The sequence below is a fragment of the Variovorax soli NBRC 106424 genome, from assembly GCF_001591385.1.
Taxonomy (GTDB): Bacteria; Pseudomonadota; Gammaproteobacteria; order Burkholderiales; family Burkholderiaceae_C; genus Variovorax; species Variovorax soli.
This window is the reverse complement of the sequence record NZ_BCUU01000098.1, coordinates 1-19,147: the sequence shown is the minus strand read 5'-3', so window position 1 is coordinate 19,147 and position 19,147 is coordinate 1. Positions and strand designations below refer to the sequence as shown.

General features: G+C 69.0%; 19 protein-coding genes and 1 riboswitch. Of the genes, 4 read left to right on the top strand and 15 right to left on the bottom strand.

Translation table 11 applies throughout. The features are described from left to right. Window positions 1–35: 35 nt before the first annotated feature. The 4 genes from VSO01S_RS21735 to ahcY are packed head-to-tail and all read right to left on the bottom strand — an operon-like array spanning window position 36 to window position 3,779. Window positions 36–707 carry a septal ring lytic transglycosylase RlpA family protein gene (locus VSO01S_RS21735; RefSeq protein ID WP_373282921.1) on the bottom strand — a complete coding sequence of 224 codons (672 nt, stop codon included), beginning with the start codon at window positions 705–707 and terminating at the stop codon, window positions 36–38. Continuing rightward, window positions 689–1,528: a methylenetetrahydrofolate reductase [NAD(P)H] gene (gene metF, locus VSO01S_RS21730; protein WP_068644884.1), complete on the bottom strand. Its 840-nt coding sequence runs from the start codon at window positions 1,526–1,528 to the stop codon at window positions 689–691. Before metF ends, VSO01S_RS21735 begins: the two co-directional genes overlap by 19 nt. 30 nt (window positions 1,529–1,558) lie before the next feature. After that, a complete protein-coding gene (locus VSO01S_RS21725; RefSeq protein ID WP_068644883.1) occupies window positions 1,559–2,317 on the bottom strand; it encodes a TlyA family RNA methyltransferase in 759 nt (252 codons plus the stop codon). A 28-nt stretch (window positions 2,318–2,345) separates the two neighbouring features. Further along, a complete protein-coding gene (gene ahcY, locus VSO01S_RS21720) occupies window positions 2,346–3,779 on the bottom strand; it encodes an adenosylhomocysteinase (RefSeq protein ID WP_068644882.1) in 1,434 nt (477 codons plus the stop codon). 65 nt (window positions 3,780–3,844) lie between these two features. After that, a riboswitch (S-adenosyl-L-homocysteine riboswitch) is annotated at window positions 3,845–3,917 on the bottom strand. 124 nt (window positions 3,918–4,041) lie between these two features. Between ahcY and VSO01S_RS21715 the strand changes: the two genes are divergently transcribed. The 3 genes from VSO01S_RS21715 (at window position 4,042) to VSO01S_RS21705 (ending at window position 7,550) form a co-directional block, all read left to right on the top strand. Further along, window positions 4,042–5,670 (top strand): peptide chain release factor 3, encoded by a 1,629-nt coding sequence (locus VSO01S_RS21715; protein ID WP_068644881.1) that lies wholly within the window; start codon window positions 4,042–4,044, stop codon window positions 5,668–5,670. 201 nt (window positions 5,671–5,871) lie between these two features. Further along, the gene (locus tag VSO01S_RS21710) at window positions 5,872–6,666 is read left to right on the top strand and encodes a Fic family protein (RefSeq protein WP_068644880.1); all 795 of its coding nucleotides are present in this window, start codon (window positions 5,872–5,874) and stop codon (window positions 6,664–6,666) included. A gap of 38 nt (window positions 6,667–6,704) precedes the next feature. Further along, entirely contained in the window at window positions 6,705–7,550 is an 846-nt protein-coding gene (locus VSO01S_RS21705; protein WP_068644879.1) for an HAD-IIB family hydrolase, read from the top strand. Between the two features lie 23 nt (window positions 7,551–7,573). Here VSO01S_RS21705 and VSO01S_RS21700 read toward each other — a convergent pair whose 3' ends face one another. Genes VSO01S_RS21700 through VSO01S_RS21685 form a run of 4 tightly spaced genes read right to left on the bottom strand, consistent with a single transcriptional unit; the run spans window position 7,574 to window position 10,537 of the window. Further along, window positions 7,574–7,966, bottom strand: a complete 393-nt coding sequence (locus VSO01S_RS21700) for a Rid family hydrolase (RefSeq protein WP_068644878.1) — start codon at window positions 7,964–7,966, stop codon at window positions 7,574–7,576. After that, window positions 7,963–8,937 carry a Bug family tripartite tricarboxylate transporter substrate binding protein gene (locus VSO01S_RS21695; protein WP_068644877.1) on the bottom strand — a complete coding sequence of 325 codons (975 nt, stop codon included), beginning with the start codon at window positions 8,935–8,937 and terminating at the stop codon, window positions 7,963–7,965. Before VSO01S_RS21695 ends, VSO01S_RS21700 begins: the two co-directional genes overlap by 4 nt. Window positions 8,938–8,969: 32 nt before the next feature. Further along, complete coding sequence (locus VSO01S_RS21690) at window positions 8,970–9,395, bottom strand: hypothetical protein (protein ID WP_068644876.1); 426 nt, start codon at window positions 9,393–9,395, stop codon at window positions 8,970–8,972. After that, window positions 9,392–10,537 (bottom strand): aminotransferase class V-fold PLP-dependent enzyme, encoded by a 1,146-nt coding sequence (locus VSO01S_RS21685; protein WP_068644875.1) that lies wholly within the window; start codon window positions 10,535–10,537, stop codon window positions 9,392–9,394. The genes VSO01S_RS21690 and VSO01S_RS21685 overlap by 4 nt, the downstream gene beginning before the upstream one ends. Before the next feature lie 37 nt (window positions 10,538–10,574). Here VSO01S_RS21685 and VSO01S_RS21680 point away from each other — a divergent pair, with 37 nt between their 5' ends. Next, window positions 10,575–11,276 carry a Crp/Fnr family transcriptional regulator gene (locus VSO01S_RS21680; RefSeq protein ID WP_084242028.1) on the top strand — a complete coding sequence of 234 codons (702 nt, stop codon included), beginning with the start codon at window positions 10,575–10,577 and terminating at the stop codon, window positions 11,274–11,276. A gap of 157 nt (window positions 11,277–11,433) precedes the next feature. Here VSO01S_RS21680 and VSO01S_RS21675 read toward each other — a convergent pair whose 3' ends face one another. From VSO01S_RS21675 to VSO01S_RS21645, 7 genes are all read right to left on the bottom strand, one after another. Next, window positions 11,434–12,669, bottom strand: coding sequence for a porin (locus VSO01S_RS21675; protein WP_068644887.1), 1,236 nt, complete (start codon window positions 12,667–12,669; stop codon window positions 11,434–11,436). A 65-nt stretch (window positions 12,670–12,734) separates the two neighbouring features. After that, window positions 12,735–13,748 carry a YeiH family protein gene (locus tag VSO01S_RS21670; RefSeq protein ID WP_068644874.1) on the bottom strand — a complete coding sequence of 338 codons (1,014 nt, stop codon included), beginning with the start codon at window positions 13,746–13,748 and terminating at the stop codon, window positions 12,735–12,737. Between the two features lie 10 nt (window positions 13,749–13,758). Then, on the bottom strand, window positions 13,759–15,387 hold the full coding sequence (locus VSO01S_RS21665) for a 3-(methylthio)propionyl-CoA ligase (protein ID WP_068644873.1): 1,629 nt from the start codon (window positions 15,385–15,387) through the stop codon (window positions 13,759–13,761). 35 nt (window positions 15,388–15,422) lie between these two features. Beyond that, entirely contained in the window at window positions 15,423–16,802 is a 1,380-nt protein-coding gene (locus VSO01S_RS21660) for an MFS transporter (protein ID WP_306301715.1), read from the bottom strand. A gap of 28 nt (window positions 16,803–16,830) precedes the next feature. After that, entirely contained in the window at window positions 16,831–17,814 is a 984-nt protein-coding gene (locus tag VSO01S_RS21655; RefSeq protein WP_068644872.1) for a quinone oxidoreductase family protein, read from the bottom strand. A 31-nt stretch (window positions 17,815–17,845) separates the two neighbouring features. Beyond that, entirely contained in the window at window positions 17,846–18,754 is a 909-nt protein-coding gene (locus VSO01S_RS21650; protein WP_373282920.1) for a TauD/TfdA dioxygenase family protein, read from the bottom strand. A 138-nt stretch (window positions 18,755–18,892) separates the two neighbouring features. Next, window positions 18,893–19,147: response regulator transcription factor (locus VSO01S_RS21645; RefSeq protein ID WP_161944465.1), on the bottom strand; the 255-nt coding region annotated here is incomplete at its 5' end.

Sequence of the window (19,147 nt, the reverse complement as noted above, 5' to 3'; positions counted from 1 at the left end):
CGGCTGAAGAGGCGGGCCGCCCCCGTCCCCCAATCTCAGCGCCGGCGCGTCGCGCGCCTGGCCTTGCCGGTCGCTTTCTTCTGCGGCGCGTCGCCGCCCGGGTCCACCGTCGACGGCGGCAGCGGCCCGACGGTTTCGCCGCCGCAGCGCATGCCGTCCTGGTCGATGATGGACAGCGCCACCTGCTTGATGCCCAGGCCGATCATGTCGAGCTCCTCGGCCGCGGCACGGCTCAGGTCGATGATGCGGCCGCTGGCGTAGGGTCCCCGGTCGTTGATGCGCACCATCACTTCCTTGCCGTTGACCAGGCTTCGCACGCACACGCGCGTGTTGAAGGGCAGCGTCTTGTGCGCCGCCGTCATGGCGCCCATGTCGAAGCGCTCGCCGTTGGCCGTCTTTTTCTGATGGAACTGGATGCCGTACCACGAGGCGCCGCCGCGCTGGAAGACTTCGCGCACGCCATCGTCGCCGGGCACGCCGTCGTCCTGCTCAGTGGGCGAACCAAGCTCGTAGTTGATGGAAGGCACCCGCGAACGCGGCGAGCCGGCCGGCACCGAAGGCTGGCGCGACAGCGGGCGCAGGCCGTCGCCCTGCTGCTGCTGCGCATGGTCGCCGGGCGCACCGCAGGCGCTCAGCAGCGCCGCGATGGACAACGCCGCGGCCAGCGGGGCCCAGCGCCGCCAGAGACTCAGGGCTGCGCGTGCCAACCGAGTCGCTGCAGCACGCCCAAGGTGGCGGCCGCCTGGTTCATGGTGTAGAAGTGCAGCGCCGGCGCGCCACCCGCGACGAGCCGCTCGCACAGCTGCGACACGACGTCCAGGCCGAAGGCCTTGATGGAATCCACGTCGTCGCCAAAGCTTTGCAGCCGCAGCCGCACCCAGCGCGGGATCTCGGCGCCGCAGGCGTCCGAAAAGCGCATGAGCTGCGTGGAACTCGTGATGGGCATGATGCCCGGCACGATCGGCACGTCCAGCTTCAGCGCGCGCGCTTCGTCCACGAAGCGGAAGTAGGCCTCGGGGCTGAAAAAGTATTGCGTGATGGCCGAGTCGGCACCGGCGCGCACCTTGGTGGCAAAGGCCTGCAGGTCGGCCTCGGGCGAGCGCGCCTGCGGATGCACCTCGGGGTAGCAGGCCACCTCGAGGTGGAACTCGCGCCCCGTCTCTTCGCGGATGAAGCGGACCAGGTCGCTGGCATAGAGAAATTCGCCGCCCGCGCCGTAGCCGCTGGGCAGGTCGCCACGCAAGGCCACCAGCCGCTTGACGCCCATGGCCTTGAGCTCGGCCAGCTGCGTGCGCACGGTGTCGCGCGTGGCGCCGATGCACGAGAAATGGCAGGCCGCATCCGTGCCTTCGGTCAGGATCTCGCGCACCGCGCCGAAGGTGCCGTCGTGCGTGGAGCCGCCCGCACCGTAGGTGACGGAGCAGAACTCGGGCTTCATTGCATACAGCTGCTGGCGCACGGCGCGCAGCTTGACCGCGCCTTCGGGCGTCTTGGTCGGGAAGAACTCAAAGCTCAATGGAAGGACCACGGGGCCTCCTCAATAAAAAACCTGCCGACCTTACCGGACGGCATGAACGAAAAACTCTCTGTTGCCATCGCCGCCGACGATGGCACTGTCCAGCCAGCCGGCCACGCGCAAACCCAGCTGCGCACACGCATCGCGAATGCGCTGCTCCACCTGCGCGTACAGGGCGCTGTCGCGCACGATGCCGCCCTTGCCGATCTGGCCCGGCTGCAGCTCGAACTGCGGCTTGACCAGCAGCAGCAGCTCGCCCGATGGCGCCAGCAGCGGCACCAGGGCCGGCAGCACCAGCGTGAGCGAGATGAACGACAGGTCGCCCACCACCAGCTCGAACGGCGCACCGCTGTCGCCGGCCGCTGCCAGGTCCTGCGTGCTCAAGGCACGTGCATTGACCTTCTCCACCGCCAGCACCCGCGCATCGCTGCGCAGCTTGGCATGCAGCTGGCCATGGCCCACGTCCACGCCCACCACCTGCGCGGCGCCGTGCTGCAAAAGGCAGTCGGTGAAGCCGCCGGTGGACTGGCCCACGTCGAGGCATCGCTTGCCCGCTGCGCGCACGCCGCTGGCACGCAGCGCGCCTTCGAGCTTGAGCCCGCCGCGCGACACGTAGCGCGCCTCGGCCGTGTCGGCCAGTTCGAGTTCGGCCGCGTCGGGCAGTTCCTCGCCGTTCTTCGCCACCTGGCGCCAGGCCGCGCTGCCGCGCACGCGCCAGCGCAGGCCGCCCGCGATCAGGCGCGCGGCCTGCGAACGGGAGGCGGCCAGGCCGCGTTCCACCAGCAACTGATCGGCACGCACGTGGCGAAGAAACGGGCGGGCGGCCCGTTCAATACCTGTAGGTGTCCGGCTTGTAGGGGCCGTTCTTGTCGACACCGATGTAGGCGGCCTGCTCGTCGGTCAGCACCGTGAGCTGAGCGCCCAGCTTGGACAGTTGCAGGCGTGCCACCTTCTCGTCGAGGTGCTTGGGCAGCACGTACACCTTGCCGGCCTGGTAGGCGTCGGGCTTGGTGAACAGCTCGATCTGCGCGATGGTCTGGTTGGCGAAGGACGAGCTCATCACGTAGCTCGGGTGCCCGGTGCCGCAGCCCAGGTTCACCAGGCGGCCCTTGGCCAGCAGGATGATGCGCTTGCCGTTCGGGAAGATCACGTGGTCGACCTGCGGCTTGATCTCTTCCCACTGGTACTTCTCGAGCGACGCGACGTCGATCTCGTTGTCGAAGTGGCCGATGTTGCAGACGATGGCCTGGTCCTTCATGGCGGCCATGTGCTCGTGGCGGATGACGTCCTTGTTGCCCGTGGTGGTCACGAAGATGTCGGCCTTGTCGGCGGCGTATTCCATGGTGACGACGCGGTAGCCTTCCATGGCGGCCTGCAGCGCGTTGATCGGGTCGATCTCGGTCACCCACACCTGGGCGCTCAGGGCGCGCAGCGCCTGGGCCGAGCCCTTGCCCACGTCGCCATAACCGGCCACCACCGCGACCTTGCCGGCGATCATCACGTCGGTGGCGCGCTTGATGCCGTCCACCAGCGATTCGCGGCAGCCGTACAGGTTGTCGAACTTGCTCTTGGTCACCGAGTCGTTCACGTTGATGGCGCGGAACTTGAGCGTGCCCTTGGCGGACATCTCGTTCAGGCGATGCACGCCGGTGGTGGTCTCTTCGGTCACGCCGATGATCTCGGCCGACTTGCGCGTGTACCAGGTGGCGTCTTGCGCGAGCTTGGCCTTGATGGCGGCGTAGAGGATGCGCTCTTCCTCGCTGGTCGGGTTGGCCAGCACGCTCTGGTCCTTCTCGGCGCGCTGGCCCAGGTGCATCAGCAGCGTGGCGTCACCGCCGTCGTCCAGGATCATGTTGGGGCCTTCGCCCTTCGAATCCTTGGGGCCGAAGTCGAAGATGCGGTGGGTGTAGTCCCAGTAGTCGGCCAGGCTCTCGCCCTTGATGGCGAACACCGGCGTGCCGGTCTCGGCAATGGCGGCCGCCGCGTGGTCCTGCGTGGAGAAGATGTTGCACGAGGCCCAGCGCACCGTGGCGCCCAGGGCCTGCAGCGTCTCGATCAGCACCGCGGTCTGGATCGTCATGTGCAGCGAACCGGTGATGCGCGCACCCTTGAGCGGCTGGCTCTTGGCGAACTCTTCGCGGATGGCCATCAGGCCGGGCATTTCGGTTTCGGCGATCTTGATTTCCTTGCGGCCCCAGGCGGCAAGGGAGATGTCGGCGATCGCCTGGTCGGCGGAGGAATTGGATTTGAGAACAGCGCTCATGGGAACTCCAGACGGGTTGCTACGTTAACCACTGGCCTGCGGGGAGTGATGGCTCACCGCGAGACAGCGGGCGAGCGTGGTTGCGAGTGTTTGGATCCGAGCCTCACGCCTGGCGGCGCTGCAACGCTCCTCGGAACGCGGCATTTTACGAGAAAGGCGCGGGGCAGGCCGAATAAAATCCCGGGTTCCCCTCATGCCGGCCGGCCGCCCCGCACTCCTTGCCAGGAGATTCCCGCGGTCCGCCCTTTGCCTGGACCGCCCCTTGTCTTACGCCCCCGAAACCCGCCGCCGCCGCACCTTCGCGATCATTTCCCACCCCGACGCCGGCAAGACCACGCTGACCGAAAAGCTGCTGCTGTTCTCGGGCGCGATCCAGATCGCCGGCTCGGTGAAGGCGCGCAAGGCGTCGCGCCATGCCACCTCGGACTGGATGGAAATCGAGAAGCAGCGTGGCATCTCGGTGGCCTCGTCGGTGATGCAGATGGCGTACCGCGAGCACGTCATCAACCTCCTCGACACGCCCGGCCACAAGGACTTTTCGGAAGACACCTACCGCGTGCTCACCGCGGTCGACTCGGCCCTCATGGTCATCGACGCGGCCAACGGCGTGGAAGCGCAGACCCGGCGCCTGATCGAGGTCTGCCGCCAGCGCGACACGCCCATCATCACTTTCGTGAACAAGATGGACCGCGAAGTCCGCGAGCCGCTGGACATCCTGGACGAAGTCGAGCGCGAGCTGGGCATGCCCTGCGTGCCCATGACCTGGCCGGTGGGCCAGGGCAAGCGCTTCGGCGGCATCGTCAACCTGCGCACGCAGGCCATGACGGTGTTCGAAGCCGGCAGCGAGCGCCGGCCGCAGGACTTCGAGGCCATTCCGCTGTCGGAGCAGGAACAACTCAAGCAGCGCTTCGGCAGCGAGTTCGACGCCGCAATGGAGAGCATGGAGCTGGCCGCCGGCGCATCGCCCGAGTGGGACCACGCGGCCTTCCTGGCCGGCAAGCAGACGCCGGTGTTCTTCGGCTCCGGTGTCAACAACTTCGGCGTGATGGAGGTGCTCGATGCACTGGTCGACCTGGCCCCCTCGCCGCAGCCGCGCACCAGCACCACGCTGGTCAACCGCCAGCCGGTGGTCAAGCAGATCCAGCCCGAGGACAAGGACTTCGCCGGCGTGGTGTTCAAGGTGCAGGCCAACATGGACGCCAACCACCGCGACCGCATCGCTTTCGTTCGCATGGCCTCGGGCAAGTACACGCCGGGCATGAAGCTCAAGGTGCAGCGCACCGGCAAGGAGCTGCGTCCCACCAGCGTGGTCACCTTCATGAGCCAGCGCCGCGAGGCGGTGGAAGAGGCCTATGCCGGCGACATCGTGGGCTTCACCACCCATGGCGGCGTGCAGCTGGGCGACACCATCACCGACGGCGCCAGCCTGCAGTTCACCGGCCTGCCCTTCTTCGCGCCCGAGCTGTTCATGACCGTGGTGCTGAAGAACCCGCTGCGCACCAAGCAGCTGCAGCAGGGCCTGGCGCAGCTGGGCGAGGAAGGCGCCATCCAGGTCTTCCGCCCCGAGATCGGCGGCCCGATGCTGCTGGGCGCGGTCGGCCAGCTGCAGTTCGAAGTGGTGCAGCACCGCCTGAAGACCGAATACGACGCCGACGTGCGCCTGGAAGGCTGCCAGTACACCGGCGCGCGCTGGATCACGGCCGACACGCCGGCCGAGCTGCGCGAGTTCGTCAACGCGTATCCGCAGCGCATGGCGCTGGACGCGGCCGACACGCTGGCGTACCTGTGCACCAGCCCCTACGACGTGCGGCTGGCGCAGGAGCGCTTTCCGAAGATCCACTTCCATCCGCTGCGCGAGCATGCGGGGCTGGCGTTGCAGAACGCGGGTTGAGGCCCGCGCCTGCTTTCAGTCGGCCTGAAGGGCTCGGACGGCGCCCTATTCGGTGCCGTTTTTTACATGAGGCTCCTGTCATGTTAAAAAAACGGGGATTTTTTTACACGACAGGCCGCTCATGTGCCATTTCAACCGAGTGGGCGTCGCCCGCCGCCAAGGAGGTGGCCCGATACCGCGAGGCGCTGATGCTTCGAACGCATGCGCGATCAGGAAGGCATCCTTGGAAACAGCACCTTGGTGGCACTGTTCCAGTTGCTCAAGAACAGCAGCGAGTCCTTCCGGACCCAAGGCAGAACGGTGCTGAAGAACGAGAGAAGCGGCGCCACCGTTTTCGTGCCGCCCCAGGACAGCGCGCAGATCCAGTCCCATATGCAGGCACTGGAGCGCTTCATCAACGACGACGAACTGTCCCCTCTGGACTCGATCATCAAGATGGCCCTGATTCACCATCAGTTCGAAAGCATCCACCCGTTCAGCGATGGCAACGGCCGCATCGGGCGGATTCTGTGTGTGCTCTATCTGGTGCGCTCCGGGCTGCTGGACACGCCGGTTCTCTATTTATCGCGCTACATCAACCGCAACAAGCCCGACTACTACCGGCTGCTCCAGTCGGTGCGCGATGCAAGTGGCGATGAGCAGGCAAGCAGTTGGCAAGCCTGGGTGAAGTTCATGCTGAATGCGGTGGCCGACACCGCGCAGCGAACGGTGCAACTGGTGAGGGGCATGCGCACGCTCATGGCCGACACCAAGCGGCGCATGCGCGACGAACTACCCAAGCTCTATTCGCAGGATCTTCTGAACAACCTGTTTCGCCACCCCTACACGCGCATCGAGTTCGTGCAGAACGACCTTGGCGTGACGCGCCCCACGGCGACCCGCTACCTGCGCCAACTGGCCCAGGCCGGGCTGGTGCAGGAGCACAGCCAGGGCAAGCACATCTACTTCATCAATGTGCCCTTGATTCAATTGCTGACGCAGGGCGAGCGGGCCTGAGCAGCCCGCCCTCCCTCGCGCTCCCTGATCCCCGCATCATGCAGACACCGATCTCATCCTCCGCCCAGCCGAACCGCCTGCTCCCCCTGGACCAATGGAGCGCCGAGGCACGCCGCCAGCTCATCGGCGTCTTCACCGACATCGACGACACCCTCACCACCGACGGCGAAGTGCCGCCCGGCACGGTCGCCGCGCTGGGCGCATTGCGCGCCGCGGGCCTGCACGTGGTGGCCATCACCGGGCGGCCGGTGGGCTGGAGCGAGCCCTTCGCAGCGCGCTGGCCGGTGGACGCGATCGTGCCCGAGAACGGCGCAATGGCGCTCTTGCCCACCGGCGAGCCCGGCGCCGATGGCCGGCGCACGCTGCGCCGCATCTACCAGCAGGACGAAGCCACGCGCGCGCGCAACCACGCCCGCATGCAGGACGTACTGGCCGAGATCGAGCGCGACATTCCGGGCGCCACACGCGCGCAGGACTCGGCCGGCCGCGAGTGCGACATCGCGGTGGACCACAGCGAATTCACGCAGCTGTCCGACGCGCAGATCGACAAGGTGGTGCTGGCCATGCGCGTGGCCGGCATGCACGCCACGGTCAGCAGCATCCACGTGAACGGCTGGTTCGGCGACCACAACAAGCTCGAAGGCGCGCACTGGATCGTGCGCCAGCTGTGGAACCGCGACCTGGGCGCCGAGCGCCAACGCTGGGCCTTCGTGGGCGACTCGACCAACGACGCGCTCATGTTCCACTACTTCGAACACAGCGTCGGCGTGGCCAACATCGCCCGCTTCGTGCCGCACCTGTCGGACCTGCCGAGCTACGTCACGCGCAGCGAGCGCGGCGCGGGCTTCGAGGAAGTGGCCGCCGCGATCCTGGCCGCGCGCTGAGCCGGCTCGGCGCGGCGCCGCGCTCACGCACTCCGGCGGCGCGCAGTGACTTCGATCTCCACCTTGGCCTCCTCCACCGCCAGCGGACTGCAGACGGTGGTGTTGGCAGGCCGGTTGCCGCCCATGCGCGCCTTGAGCACGCCGCTCACCGCCGCCACGTCGGCGCGGTCGGGCACGTAGACGCGCACCCGCACCACGTCGGCCAGGCTGGCATCGGCCTGCGCGAGCGCGGCGGCGATGGTGTCCAGCGCCTGCGCGGCCTGGGCCTGCGCGGTGGGCGCGAAGCGGCCGGTCGAGAAGTCGACGCCGACGGTGCCCGACACGAAGATCCACTCGCCATCGACCACCGCGCGTGCATAGCCCGCCAGTTCCTCCCAGGGCGAGCCGCTGTGGATGAAGCGGCGTGCGGCGCTCATTGCGGCTTGAATCCCGATTCGCGGATCACCTGGCCCCAGTACTGGTTCGCGTCCACCACCCACTTCTGCACCTCGCTGGCCGGCGCGGCGTTGACCTCGTTGCCCATCTTCGCCAGCTTCTCCTGCAGGTCGGGCTGGGCGAGCACGCTCTTCATGGCCGCATCGAACTGCGCGACGAAGGCCGGCGGCATCCCCTTGGGGCCGAAGAAGGCCAGCCACGGGTTCTTGTCGATGCCGCTGAAGCCGAGTTCCAGAAAGGTCGGGATCTCCGGCGCGATGCGGCTGCGCACCGAGCCGGTGCTGCCCAGGATGCGCACCTTGCCCGCGCGGTGGTGCTCGATCAGCTCGGTCATCGAGGCGATGGCGATCGGCACCTGGCCGGCCAGCAGGTCCTGCACCATCGGCGCGCCGCCCTTGTACGGCACGGAGTTCATCGTCACACCGAAGGACTTGCCCACGATCTGCCCGATGAACTGCGGCACGCTGCCGGCCGCCGGCACGCCGTAGTTGGCCTCGTTGGGATGCGCCTTCAGCCAGGTGCCCAGCTCGGCCATGCTCTTCACGCCGGTGCTCGCGCTCACCGCGAGCACGTTGTAGTAGCTCGCCACGCCGGCCAGCGCGGTGAAGTCGGTCACCGCGTTGTAGCCCGCCGCGGCAATGGTCAGCGGCACGATCACCTGCGTGTGGTCGATCGACAGCATGATGGTCGAGCCGTCGGGCGGGGCGGCCTTCAGCAGCTGCGCGGCGATCTGGCCGCCGGCGCCGGGCCGGTTCTCGACGATGAACACCTGGCCGTCCATGGCCTTGCCCAGCTTGTCGATGATGGCGCGGGCCACCACGTCGGTGGCGCCGCCGGGCGGAAAGCCCACCAGCACCCGGATCGGCGCGCCCGGCGGCCGGTTGGCCCACGCAGCCAGCGAAGGCATGAACAGGCCTGCGGCCAGGGCACGTGCGAAGTCGCGTCGTTGCATCTCTCTCTCCTAGTGAAGCTCGTGGTTCTTCGTCAGCGCCGGGCCTCGGGCCGTGCCAGCAGCGCCTCGATCAGCAGCACCTCGACCTCGTGGCAGCGCACCAGGCGCAGCCAGCGCGCGTCGTCCATGCCGGGCGTGCGCTCGGCTTCCAGCGTGACGCTGCAATGCGTGCTGGTGCCAGGCTCCGGCCGCACGCGCGCGACGATGCGCGGCACCAGCGCATCGGGCGCGCCGCCGACGTGATAGGTGACGGTCCCGTCGCCCGCATTCATCACCGGCCGCACCCAGCCGGGCTGGCCGTCGAACAGCGAATGGCCGCGCACCACGCCGTTGCCCGCCGCCTCGGTCTGCCAGCAGCCCAGCGCCCAGCGGCCGAGCTGCAATCCGTCGGCGAGAAAGGCCAGCGCTGCCTCGGCGTTCACGCCGCAGCGCACCGTGGCGCGGTGCGTCTCGCTCATTGCGTGAGGCGCGCCAGCGCGCGCAGTGCGCCGACCACTTCGTCGGCCGTGTTGTAGAAGTGCGGCGCGATGCGGATCACGTCGTTGCGCGCCGACACCACGTAGCCCGCATCGAACATCCGCCCTTCGAGCTGCGCGGCGTCGGGCACGCGGATGGCCGTGTTCGGCCCCTTGGCGCGCGGGTCGCGCGGGCTCACGACCTCCAGGCCCAGGCGGTCCGCCTCCTCCAGCGCCACGGCGGAGAGCTGCTGCAGGTAGTCCTCGATGGCCGGCACGCCGATCTCGTTGAGCAGCGCGATGCTGGCGCGCGCCACCGCCGCGCACATCATGGGCGGCGTGCCGGTGTTGAAGCGCGCAGCGCCGTCGGCAAAGTCCAGCCCCGCGGGGTCGAAGGCGAAGGGGTTGACGCGGCCGAACCAGCCGGTGACGGTGGGAATCATCTGCTGCGCCAGCTCGCGCCGCACGTACAGGAAAGCGATGCCCGGAATGCCCAGCAGGTACTTCTGCGCGCCGGCGCTCAGGATGTCCACCGCCTGCGCACGCACGTCGATGCCGACCGCGCCGGCCGACTGGTACGCGTCGACGAACTGGATCGCGCCCTGCGCGCGCGCCGCGCGGCCGGTGGCGGCAATGTCGATGGTCTGCCCGTCGTAGTAGCAGGCCTGCGAGACCGAGACCAGCGCCGTCTGCGCGTCGATGGCCGCAGCAATCCGTGCTGCGCCGTCGCTGGCGCCGGGCTGTGCCTGCACCAGATGCACGTCGGCGCTGCGCGGGCGCTGGGCCAGCCAGACGTGGCACAGCGACGGAAAGTCCAGCGTGGTGGTGACGATGCGCCGCCGCGCGCCGGCGTCGCCATCGAAGCGCAACGCCGAAGCAATGCCGGAGGCCGCGTCGGACACGCTGCCCACCACGGCCACGTCATCGGCGACCGCACCGATCAGCTTGGCGAATTCGGCGCGCGCCAGGCCGACCAGTTCCATCCAGTAGCCCCAGTCGGCGCCGCGGCGCAGCCACGACTCGAGATAGTCGTCGACGGCCTGGCGCACCGGCAGGCTGAGCGCGCTTTGCGAGCAGCTGGACAGCTGCGCCGTGTGCTCGAGGATCGGGAAGAGTTTTCGGTAGGAAGAGAATGGATGCTTCATTTCAGATCGCCTTGCGCGCAGACAAGACCTGGAGACGATGAACGACGCGAACACCCGCCACTCCGCAGCTCCGCCGCCCTCGGCCTGGATCGAGCCGCCGCAGTTCGACTGGTCGGGCCTGTTCGGTGCCGATGGGCCGCGGGTGCGCTTTCGCAAGGGGCAGACCCTGTTCTCGCAGGGCGACCCGGTGCGGCAGGTGTTCGTGGTGGAGGAAGGCCGCGTGCGGCTGGTGCTGCTGTCCGCCGCCGGCCACGAGCAGCACATGGCGATCGTGGGCGCGCACGGCATGGTCGGTGAATGCAGTGCCTTCTTCGACGGCCGCCACTCGGTGACGGCCATCGCCTCGTCCGATGTCGTGGCGCGGCCGGTGGCGCACCAGGCACTGCTGGAACGGATGGAGAAGGACGCGCAGTGCCTGCGCCAGGTGCTGTGGCTGGCCAATGCCAAGTTGCGCGTGCTGGCCGTGCAGAACCTGCTGCTGAGCCAGGCCAGCGCCACGCAGCGCGTGGTGCATCACCTGCTGCAGCTCGCCGCCACCTACGGGCAGCCGGCCGACGGCGGCACCGAGATCGGCATCGCCTTCACGCACCAGGAGATGGCCAACATCACCGGGCTGAGCCGGGTGATGGTCTCCAACGTGCTGATCCAGCTCCAGTCGGAGGGATTGATCGGCAAGGTGAAGGCGCATTGCGTGGTCCGGGACATCGACGGGTTGCGGCAACGCGCGCAGTCGGTGTGAGGAGGCTGCGCGCGTGCCGGGCTGCTGCGCAGTCTAGGAACGCAGCCGCGGGTCGTATGTCAAGGGCTTTACAAGCGCCGGCTTTTTGCCGGTGCGGCGGCTCGGTGTTTTCCCTTTGTATAGGTGCCTACCGGTGCCGCCGCAAGAGAGGGACGAATCAGAACGAGTGCCGGATGCCGAAGTCGTAGCCGGTGCCGGTATCAGCCCGCAAGCCGCCCTGGCCCAGGTTGGCCAGCGTCGGGTTGGTATAGCCCACCGAGCCGTTGGGCGGCAAGGCCGGCGGCAGCGCCGCGCCGTTCTTGTTCTTGGTGTAGGCCGCCGTCGCGTACAGCGCCGTGCGCTTGGACAGGTTGTGCACATAGCCCAGCGCGAACTTGTCAGCCTTCAGCTCGGGCGCGCCCGCCACCACCTGATCGATGTCGGCCTGCAGGTGCGAATAGGCCGCGCGGATCAGCCCCACGCCCACCGGCATGCTCGCGCCCAGCACATAGCCCTTGATCTTGACATCGCCCGTCATCGCCGGCGCGCTCACGTAGTCGTTCTTCAACTGCACGTCCGAGTACTCGCCGAACAGCTTGACCGGCCCGAAGTCGTAGGAGCCGGCCACGTTGCCGGTGTTCAGGTAGCGCGTGAGGCCCTGGTAGTAGTTGTCGCCCACGGTGCTGGAGCCATAGGCCGCGGCCACGTCCACCGCACCGTTGGCATAGCCCACGCGACCGCCCGCGTAACGCCCCGTGCGCGCGGTGTTCAGCGGCGTGGGGGGTGTGCTGGTGCCCGGGTCGTACTTGGCGTTCTCGCCGAAGGCGTACATCACCTGCCCGTAGAAGCCGCCCAGGCCAGCCGGCAGGAAGTAGCTCACCGCGTTGCCCGCGCGCACGTAGTTCGGGTTGGCCAGCAGCGCATTGATGGTGCCCGCGCTGCCCGAGCCGCCCAGCAGCATGCTGATGGCGCTGGCGCCCACGCCCACCGTGCCGAAGGGGTCGAAGATGGTGTCGTTCCAGAAGGTGGGGGTGTAGTCGCGGCCCAGGCGCAGCTCGCCAAAGCGGCCGGACAGGCTGAGCGTGGAGCGGCGGTTGAACATCGCCACGGGCGAGATGGTCGCGCCCGTGTCGTTGGCGATGCCCGCCTCCAGCCAGAAGCCGGCCGCCAGGCCGCCGCCCAGGTCCTCGGTGCCGCTGAAGCCGAAGCGGCTGCCCATGAGGTTGCCGGTGGACAGGGCCCACTGGCTCTGGCGCACGCTGGGCTGCACGCCGCTCGGGTCCTTGCTGCTGGTCTGGTAGTAGCTCACGGCCGCATCCATCACGCCGAACAGGCGCACGGTCGACTGGGCCGAGGCCGTGCCGGCCGCCAGGCAAGCCACCGCAGCAACGCAAACGTGGGTTCTTCTTTTCATCATCGAGGATGTCTCCAGGGGTCTTTCTAGGGTGGATAAAAAAATTCGATTCGAGGCAAACCGGCTCAGAAGGCCCAGCGCAGCAGGCCGAGCACCAGCGCGGCGAGAAACACGGTCTCGCCCACCATCAGCACCACGGGCTTCAGACCGACGGTGACCAGCTCGCCCAGTTGCGTCTTCATGCCGATGCCCGCCATGGCCGCCACCAGGAACCAGCTCGAGACCTGCGTGCCGGTCACCGTCACGGCCTTGGGCAGCCAGCCGGTGCTGTTGAGCGCCACCAGCGCCGCGAAGGCCACGGCGAACCAGGGCAGCAGCGGCGGTCGCGGGCCGCCTGCGTTCTTGCCGGCGGCACGGGTGAACATCACCGCGAACATGATCACGGGCAGCAGCGTCGCCACGCGCATCAGCTTGACCAGGGTCGCGGTGTCGCCGACGCCCTGCGACATGCCGTAGCCCGCGCCCACCACCTGCGCCACGTCGTGGATGGTGGCGCCCAGGAAGATGCCGGCCATGTGCTCGTCCAGGCCGAGGGCGCGCGCCAGCATCGGGTAGACGATCATGGTGAAGGTGGACAGCGCCGATACGCCCACCACCGTGAACAGCGTCGCGCGCTCCTTGAGCGGATGGGCGGGCAATGCCGCCGACAGCGCCAGCGCGGCCGAGGCGCCGCAGATGGCCGTGGCGCCGCCGCTGAGCAGCCCGAACAGGATATTGAAGCCCATGAGCCGGGCCACCACCATCGACAGGCCGATGGTGAGCACCACCGACACCAGAATCATCAGCACCGGATGCCAGCCCAGCGCCGCCACCTGCGCCGCCGTGATGCGCAGCCCCAGCAAGGCCACGCCCCAGCGCAGCACCTGGCGCGAGGTGAACTCGATGCCCGGCTTGCACGGCCCCTCGGCCGAGAGGAAATTCATCGCCATGCCCAGCATGAGCGCGAACAGCATCACCGGCGCACCGTAGTGCTGCGACAGGAAGGTGGCCGCGGCCGCCACCACGCCGCAGGCCAGCACGCCCGGAAAGAGCTCGCGGCTGCGCGCCGGCAGCGCGGTCATGGACAGCGCGGTTGCCATGTCGTGCGCCTCAGGCCGCGGCCAGCAGGTGGTCGCGCCAGGCGTCGCGCAGCAGGTTCTTCTGCACCTTGCCGGTCGCGCCCAGCGGAATGCTGTCGACGAAGACCACGTCGTCGGGCGTCCACCACTTGGCGATCTTGCCCTCGTAGAAGCGGATCAGCTCGTCGCGTTCCAGCGCCTGGCCGGGCTTGCGCACCACCACCAGCAGCGGCCGCTCGTCCCACTTCGGGTGGCGCGCCGCGATGCAGGCGGCCATGGCCACGGCGGGGTGCGCCATGGCGATGTTCTCCAGGTCGATGGAGCCGATCCATTCGCCGCCGGACTTGATCACGTCCTTGCTGCGGTCGGTGATCTGCATGAAGCCGTCGGCGTCGATGGTGGACACGTCGCCGGTGGGGAACCAGCCGCCCTGCAGCGGCCCGCTGCCTTCGCCGCGGAAGTAGCCGCTGGCGATCCAGGGGCCGCGCACCAGCAGCTCGCCCGCGGCCTGGCCGTCATGCGGCAGCTCGCTGCCGTCGGCGTCGACGATCTTCATCTCCACGCCGAACACGGCGCGGCCCTGCTTGGACTGGAGGGCCAGGCGCTGCTCCGCATCGAGCGCCGCCTGCCCCGGCCCGAGCCGGCACACCGACCCCAGCGGGCTGGTCTCGGTCATGCCCCAGGCATGCACCACCTGCACGTCGTAGCGCTCCTGGAAGGCGCGCATCATGGCCGGCGGACAGGCCGAGCCGCCGATGATGGTGCGGCGCATGGTGCTGAAGGACAGGCTGTTGGCCTCCACATGCGCCAGCAGGCCCTGCCAGACGGTGGGCACGCCGGCCGACACGGTGACGCCCTCGGCCTCGAACAGGTCGTGCAGCGACTTGCCGTCGAGCCACGGACCGGGAAACACCAGCTTGGCGCCCACCATGCAGGCGATGTACGGAATGCCCCAGGCGTTGACATGGAACATGGGCACCACCGGCAGGATGGCGTCGCTGCCGGAGTAGTTCAGCGCGTCGGGCATCGACGCGGCATAGGCATGCAGCACCGTGGAGCGGTGGCTGTAGAGCACGCCCTTGGGGTTGCCCGTGGTGCCCGAGGTGTAGCACAGCGACGACGCCAGCTTCTCGTCGAACTCGGGCCAGTCGAATTCAGGCGAATGGGTCTCGACCAGCTCTTCGTAGCACAGCAGGTTCGGCACCTTGGAAGACGCGGGCATGTGCGCGCGGTCGGTCATGGCGACGAAGGCCTTCACGCCCGGCAGGCGCGCGGCGACGGCCTCCACCAGCGGCAGGAAGCTCAGGTCGAAGAACAGCACCTGGTCCTGCGCATGCTCGGCGATCCACACCAGCTGGTCGGGGTGCAGGCGCGGGTTGAGCGTGTGCAGCACCGCGCCCGAGCCCGACACGGCGTAGTACAGCTCCATGTGGCGATAGCCGTTCCAGGCCAGGGTGCCGACACGCTGGCCGCGTTCGACGCCCAGGGCCGCCACCGCGTTGGCCAGCCGGCGCGCGCGCTGGCCCAGCTCGCGGTAGGTGGTGCGGTGCACGTCGCCCTCCACGCGGCGCGACACGATCTCGCGCTCGCCATGCAGGCGCTCGGCATGCGTGAGCAGGGCGGAGATCAGCAGCGGCCGATCCATCATCAGTCCGTTCATGACAAAGGCTTTCGAGAATTTCTGGAAAAGGAAGATCAGGAGAGCGAAGGCGCCGGACCCTGCACGCCCTGCGGCGGCGCATCCGATGCACCGGCGGCCTCTTCGCGCAGCCGGTCGTTCACGCGCCGCATGTCGGGCTCGTAGCTGCGCACCGCGACCAGGAAGGCCCCGGCGGCCAGCAGGCCGAACAGCGGCATGACCGCCAGCGCCACCGGCAGCGACCAGGCGTCCGACAGGACGCCGGCGATGAAGGGCCCCGCCGCCAGGCCGAACAGGTTCTGGAACAGCGCCAGCACCGAGGCGCCGGTGGCACGGATGCCGGGATGGATCACGTCGATCACCACCGCCACCACCGGCCCCACCGTGCAGGTCATGAGCAGCGCGCCGGCGCAGATCACCGCGAACTCGGTGCCGGCCGACAGCGGCATCCCCAGGTGCGGGGCAGCGAAGGCAAAGCCCAGCGTCGCCATCGAGGCCACGCACAGCACGGCCAGCGCATGCAGCTTGGCGCGCGGCCGGCCGCGGCCGGCACGGTCGACCACGAAGCCCCACAGCACGGCACCCAGCGCGCCGCACAACACCACCAGCGCCGCGGCCAGGGCGGCCCGGTCCGGCGCCAGGCCGCGCACGCGGTTCAGGTAGCTCGGCAGCCAGGACCACATGGCCGACACCACGATGAGCTGCGCCGAGCCGCCGATGCTCACCCACAGCATGGTGGGCGCACGGCCCAGCGCCTGGACCACGGCGCGCGCGGCGCTGCCGGTGGAGCGCGTGGCGCGGTCAAGCCGGGGCGTGAGGGCCACGGTGCGGTAGTCGCGCACCTTCGAATAGAGCAGCGCCAGCACCAGGCCCGGGACGCCGACCACGCCGAACGCGGCCTGCCAACCCCAGCGCGCCGCGATCAGCCCGCCCAGCACCACGCCGAGCACCGAGCCCACCGCGCCGGCCGCGAAGAAGCCCGCCATCAGCGCGCCGCGCATGCGTGCCGGAAAGTGGCTGGCGATCAGCGCCGAGCCCACGGCGCCGTAGCCCGCCTCGCCCAGCCCGACGAGCGCACGCGCGGCGAACAGCTGGCCGAAGTTGCGCGTGAACATGCAGCCGATGGTGGCCAGGCTCCAGGTGGTGGCCATGGCCACGATGCTGCCGACGCGGCTCGCGCGGTCGGCGAACAGCGCGATGGGCAGCGCCCCCAGCGCCACCGTCACCGACACCACCGAGACGAGCGAGCCCAGCTGCTTGTCCGACAGCGACCAGGCCTCCTTGAGGTGAGGGAACAGGGAGACGATGACCTGCCGGTCGATGTAGTCGACCATCATCAGCGCGACGGTCATGGCGAAGGCGAACCACGCCGGGCGCGGGCCGAAGAGGTAGTCGTCGGCGCGGTCGCGCGTGGCGTCCAGGGAATGCATGTCCATGGCAAGCTCCTGTAGTCGAAGGCGTTGCTCAGGGCACCAGCACCGTGGCGCCCACGGTCTTGCGCGACTCCAGCGCGCGGTGCGCCTCGCCGGCCTCGGCCAGCGCAAACCTCTGCCGCGGCTCGCTCGCAATGCGGCCGGCCAGCACGTGGTCGAACAGCTCGCGGGCCATGTCCAGCATGTGCGCGCGCGGCTGGATGTAATGCATCATGGCCGGGCGCGTGACCCAGATCGAACCCTTGACGGCGAGCAGCTGCGAGTCGATGACCACCGGCCCCGACGAGGTGCCGTTGCTCACCAGCGAGCCGCGCGGCTGCAGGCAATCGAGCGAGGCCATCAGCGTGTCCTTGCCGACCGAGTCGTACACCACCGGCACGCCCTTGCCGCCGGTGATCTCCTTGACGCGCTCCACGATGCTCTCGCGCGAAGTGACGATGGTGTGCGCGCAGCCGTTGGCCTTGGCGATCTCGGCCTTCTCGTCGGTGCTGACGGTGCCGATCATGGTCACGCCCATGGCGCGGGCCCACTGGCAGGCGATGAGGCCCACGCCGCCGGCGGCCGCGTGGTACAGGATGGTCTCGCCACCCAGCAGCGGATAGACCTGGCGGAACAGGTACTGCGCCGTCATGCCCTTCATCATCAGCGTGGCGGCGGTGCTGTCGGACACGCCGTCCGGCAGCGGAATGAGCACTTCGGCGGGCATCACGCGAACCTGCGAGTACGCGCCCTGCGGGCCGATCAGGTAGCCCACGCGGTCGCCGACCTTGATGTCGCTCACGCCCGGGCCCACGGCCTCGACCACGCCCACCGCATCCGAGCCCAGGCCCGAGCCCACGCCTTCGGGCAGCGCCAGCGGATAGCGGCCGGTGCGGAAGTAGATGTCGATGAAATTGACGGCGATGTAGGTGTGGCGCACGCGCGCCTGGCCCGGACCGGGCTCGCCGACGTCGACGTTCTCCAGTTTCAGGACTTCGGGACCGCCGGTCTGGTGGAAGCGGATGGCGTGGGTCATGGTGTGTCTCTCTTTGCTTGTCTTTTCTCTGTCAGTAGGTCGCTTCGCCGACGATTCCGGCGCGCTCCATCTTTCGGTGGCTGGGCGGGTAGTCCATCACCGCGTAGTGCTGGGTCGAACGGTTGTCCCACATGGCGATGTCGCCCGGCTGCCAGCGCCAGCGCACCTGGTATTCGGGAATCGCCGCCTGGCTGATCAGGTACTGCAGCAGCGCCGAGCTGCCCTGCGTGTAGTCCTGGCCGTAGCGCACGTTGGCGGCCGTGTGGAAGTTGGTGAAGTGGGTGGTGAAGCCGTTGACGAACAGCACCTTCTCGCCCGTGTCGGGGTGCGTGCGCACCACCGGATGCTCCGCATCGGGGAACTGGGCCTTGAGCGCCAGGCGCTTCTCGAGGGGCATGGCGGCGCCGAAGCTGGCCTCGATGCTGTGGCGCGCGCGCAGGCCGGCGATCTGCTGCTTGATGTGCTCGGGCAGCTTCTCGTAGGCCAGCACCATGTTGGCCCACATGGTGTCGCCGCCCACCGGCGGGCATTCCACGCAGCGCAGCACGCAGCCGAAGGGCGGCTTCTCGCGCCAGGTGGCGTCGGTGTGCCACGAGTTCTCGTAGCGGTCCTGCGGCGTGTCGGGGCTCTTGTAGATGCGCACCAGGCCGGGGTGGTCCGGGTCGCTGCCGGCCACCGGGTGGTCCTCCAGCTCGCCGAAGTGGCGGGCGAAAGCCACGTGCTCGGCACGCGTGAGTTCCTGGCCGCGGAAGAAGAGCACGCGGTGCTGCACCAGCAGCGCGCGGATGTCCGCGGCCAGGCCGGCGTCGCGCGAGGCCTCGGCCAGGCTGACGTTGCGCAGCTCGGCGCCGATGGCGCAGGTCACGGGGTGGACCTCGATGCCGCGGCGGATGGCCGCAACTGCGGCTGCCGCACGGGGCGGCTGGGTCGTCGTGTTCATGGGGATTTGTCTCCTTGCCGGCTCGCGGGCCGGACGCGGCGCGCGATCGATCTGTATGGGCTAGGAGAATAGGCAGCGCGGGGGGCTCGGGGCCCCTTCTCGCAGGAGGGGGAGAGGCAGGGGACTTCCCCTGCCCCGTCAGCTTTCCGGGCCGATCAACCCCAGGATGCGCGCGCGCTGCACCACCTGCTTGCGGGTGCCGGCATCCAGCTTGGCGAACAGGTTCTTCACGTGCCACTTGATGGTGGTCTCGCCCACCTGCATGGCCCGCCCGATCTCCTTGTTCGACAGGTTGCGCGCCAGCAGCACCAGCACCTCGCGCTCCTTGGGCGTCAGCACCATGCCCTGGGCGACGACCGGCGGCGGCGCCACCGGCTCGGCGGCGGGCCCGGG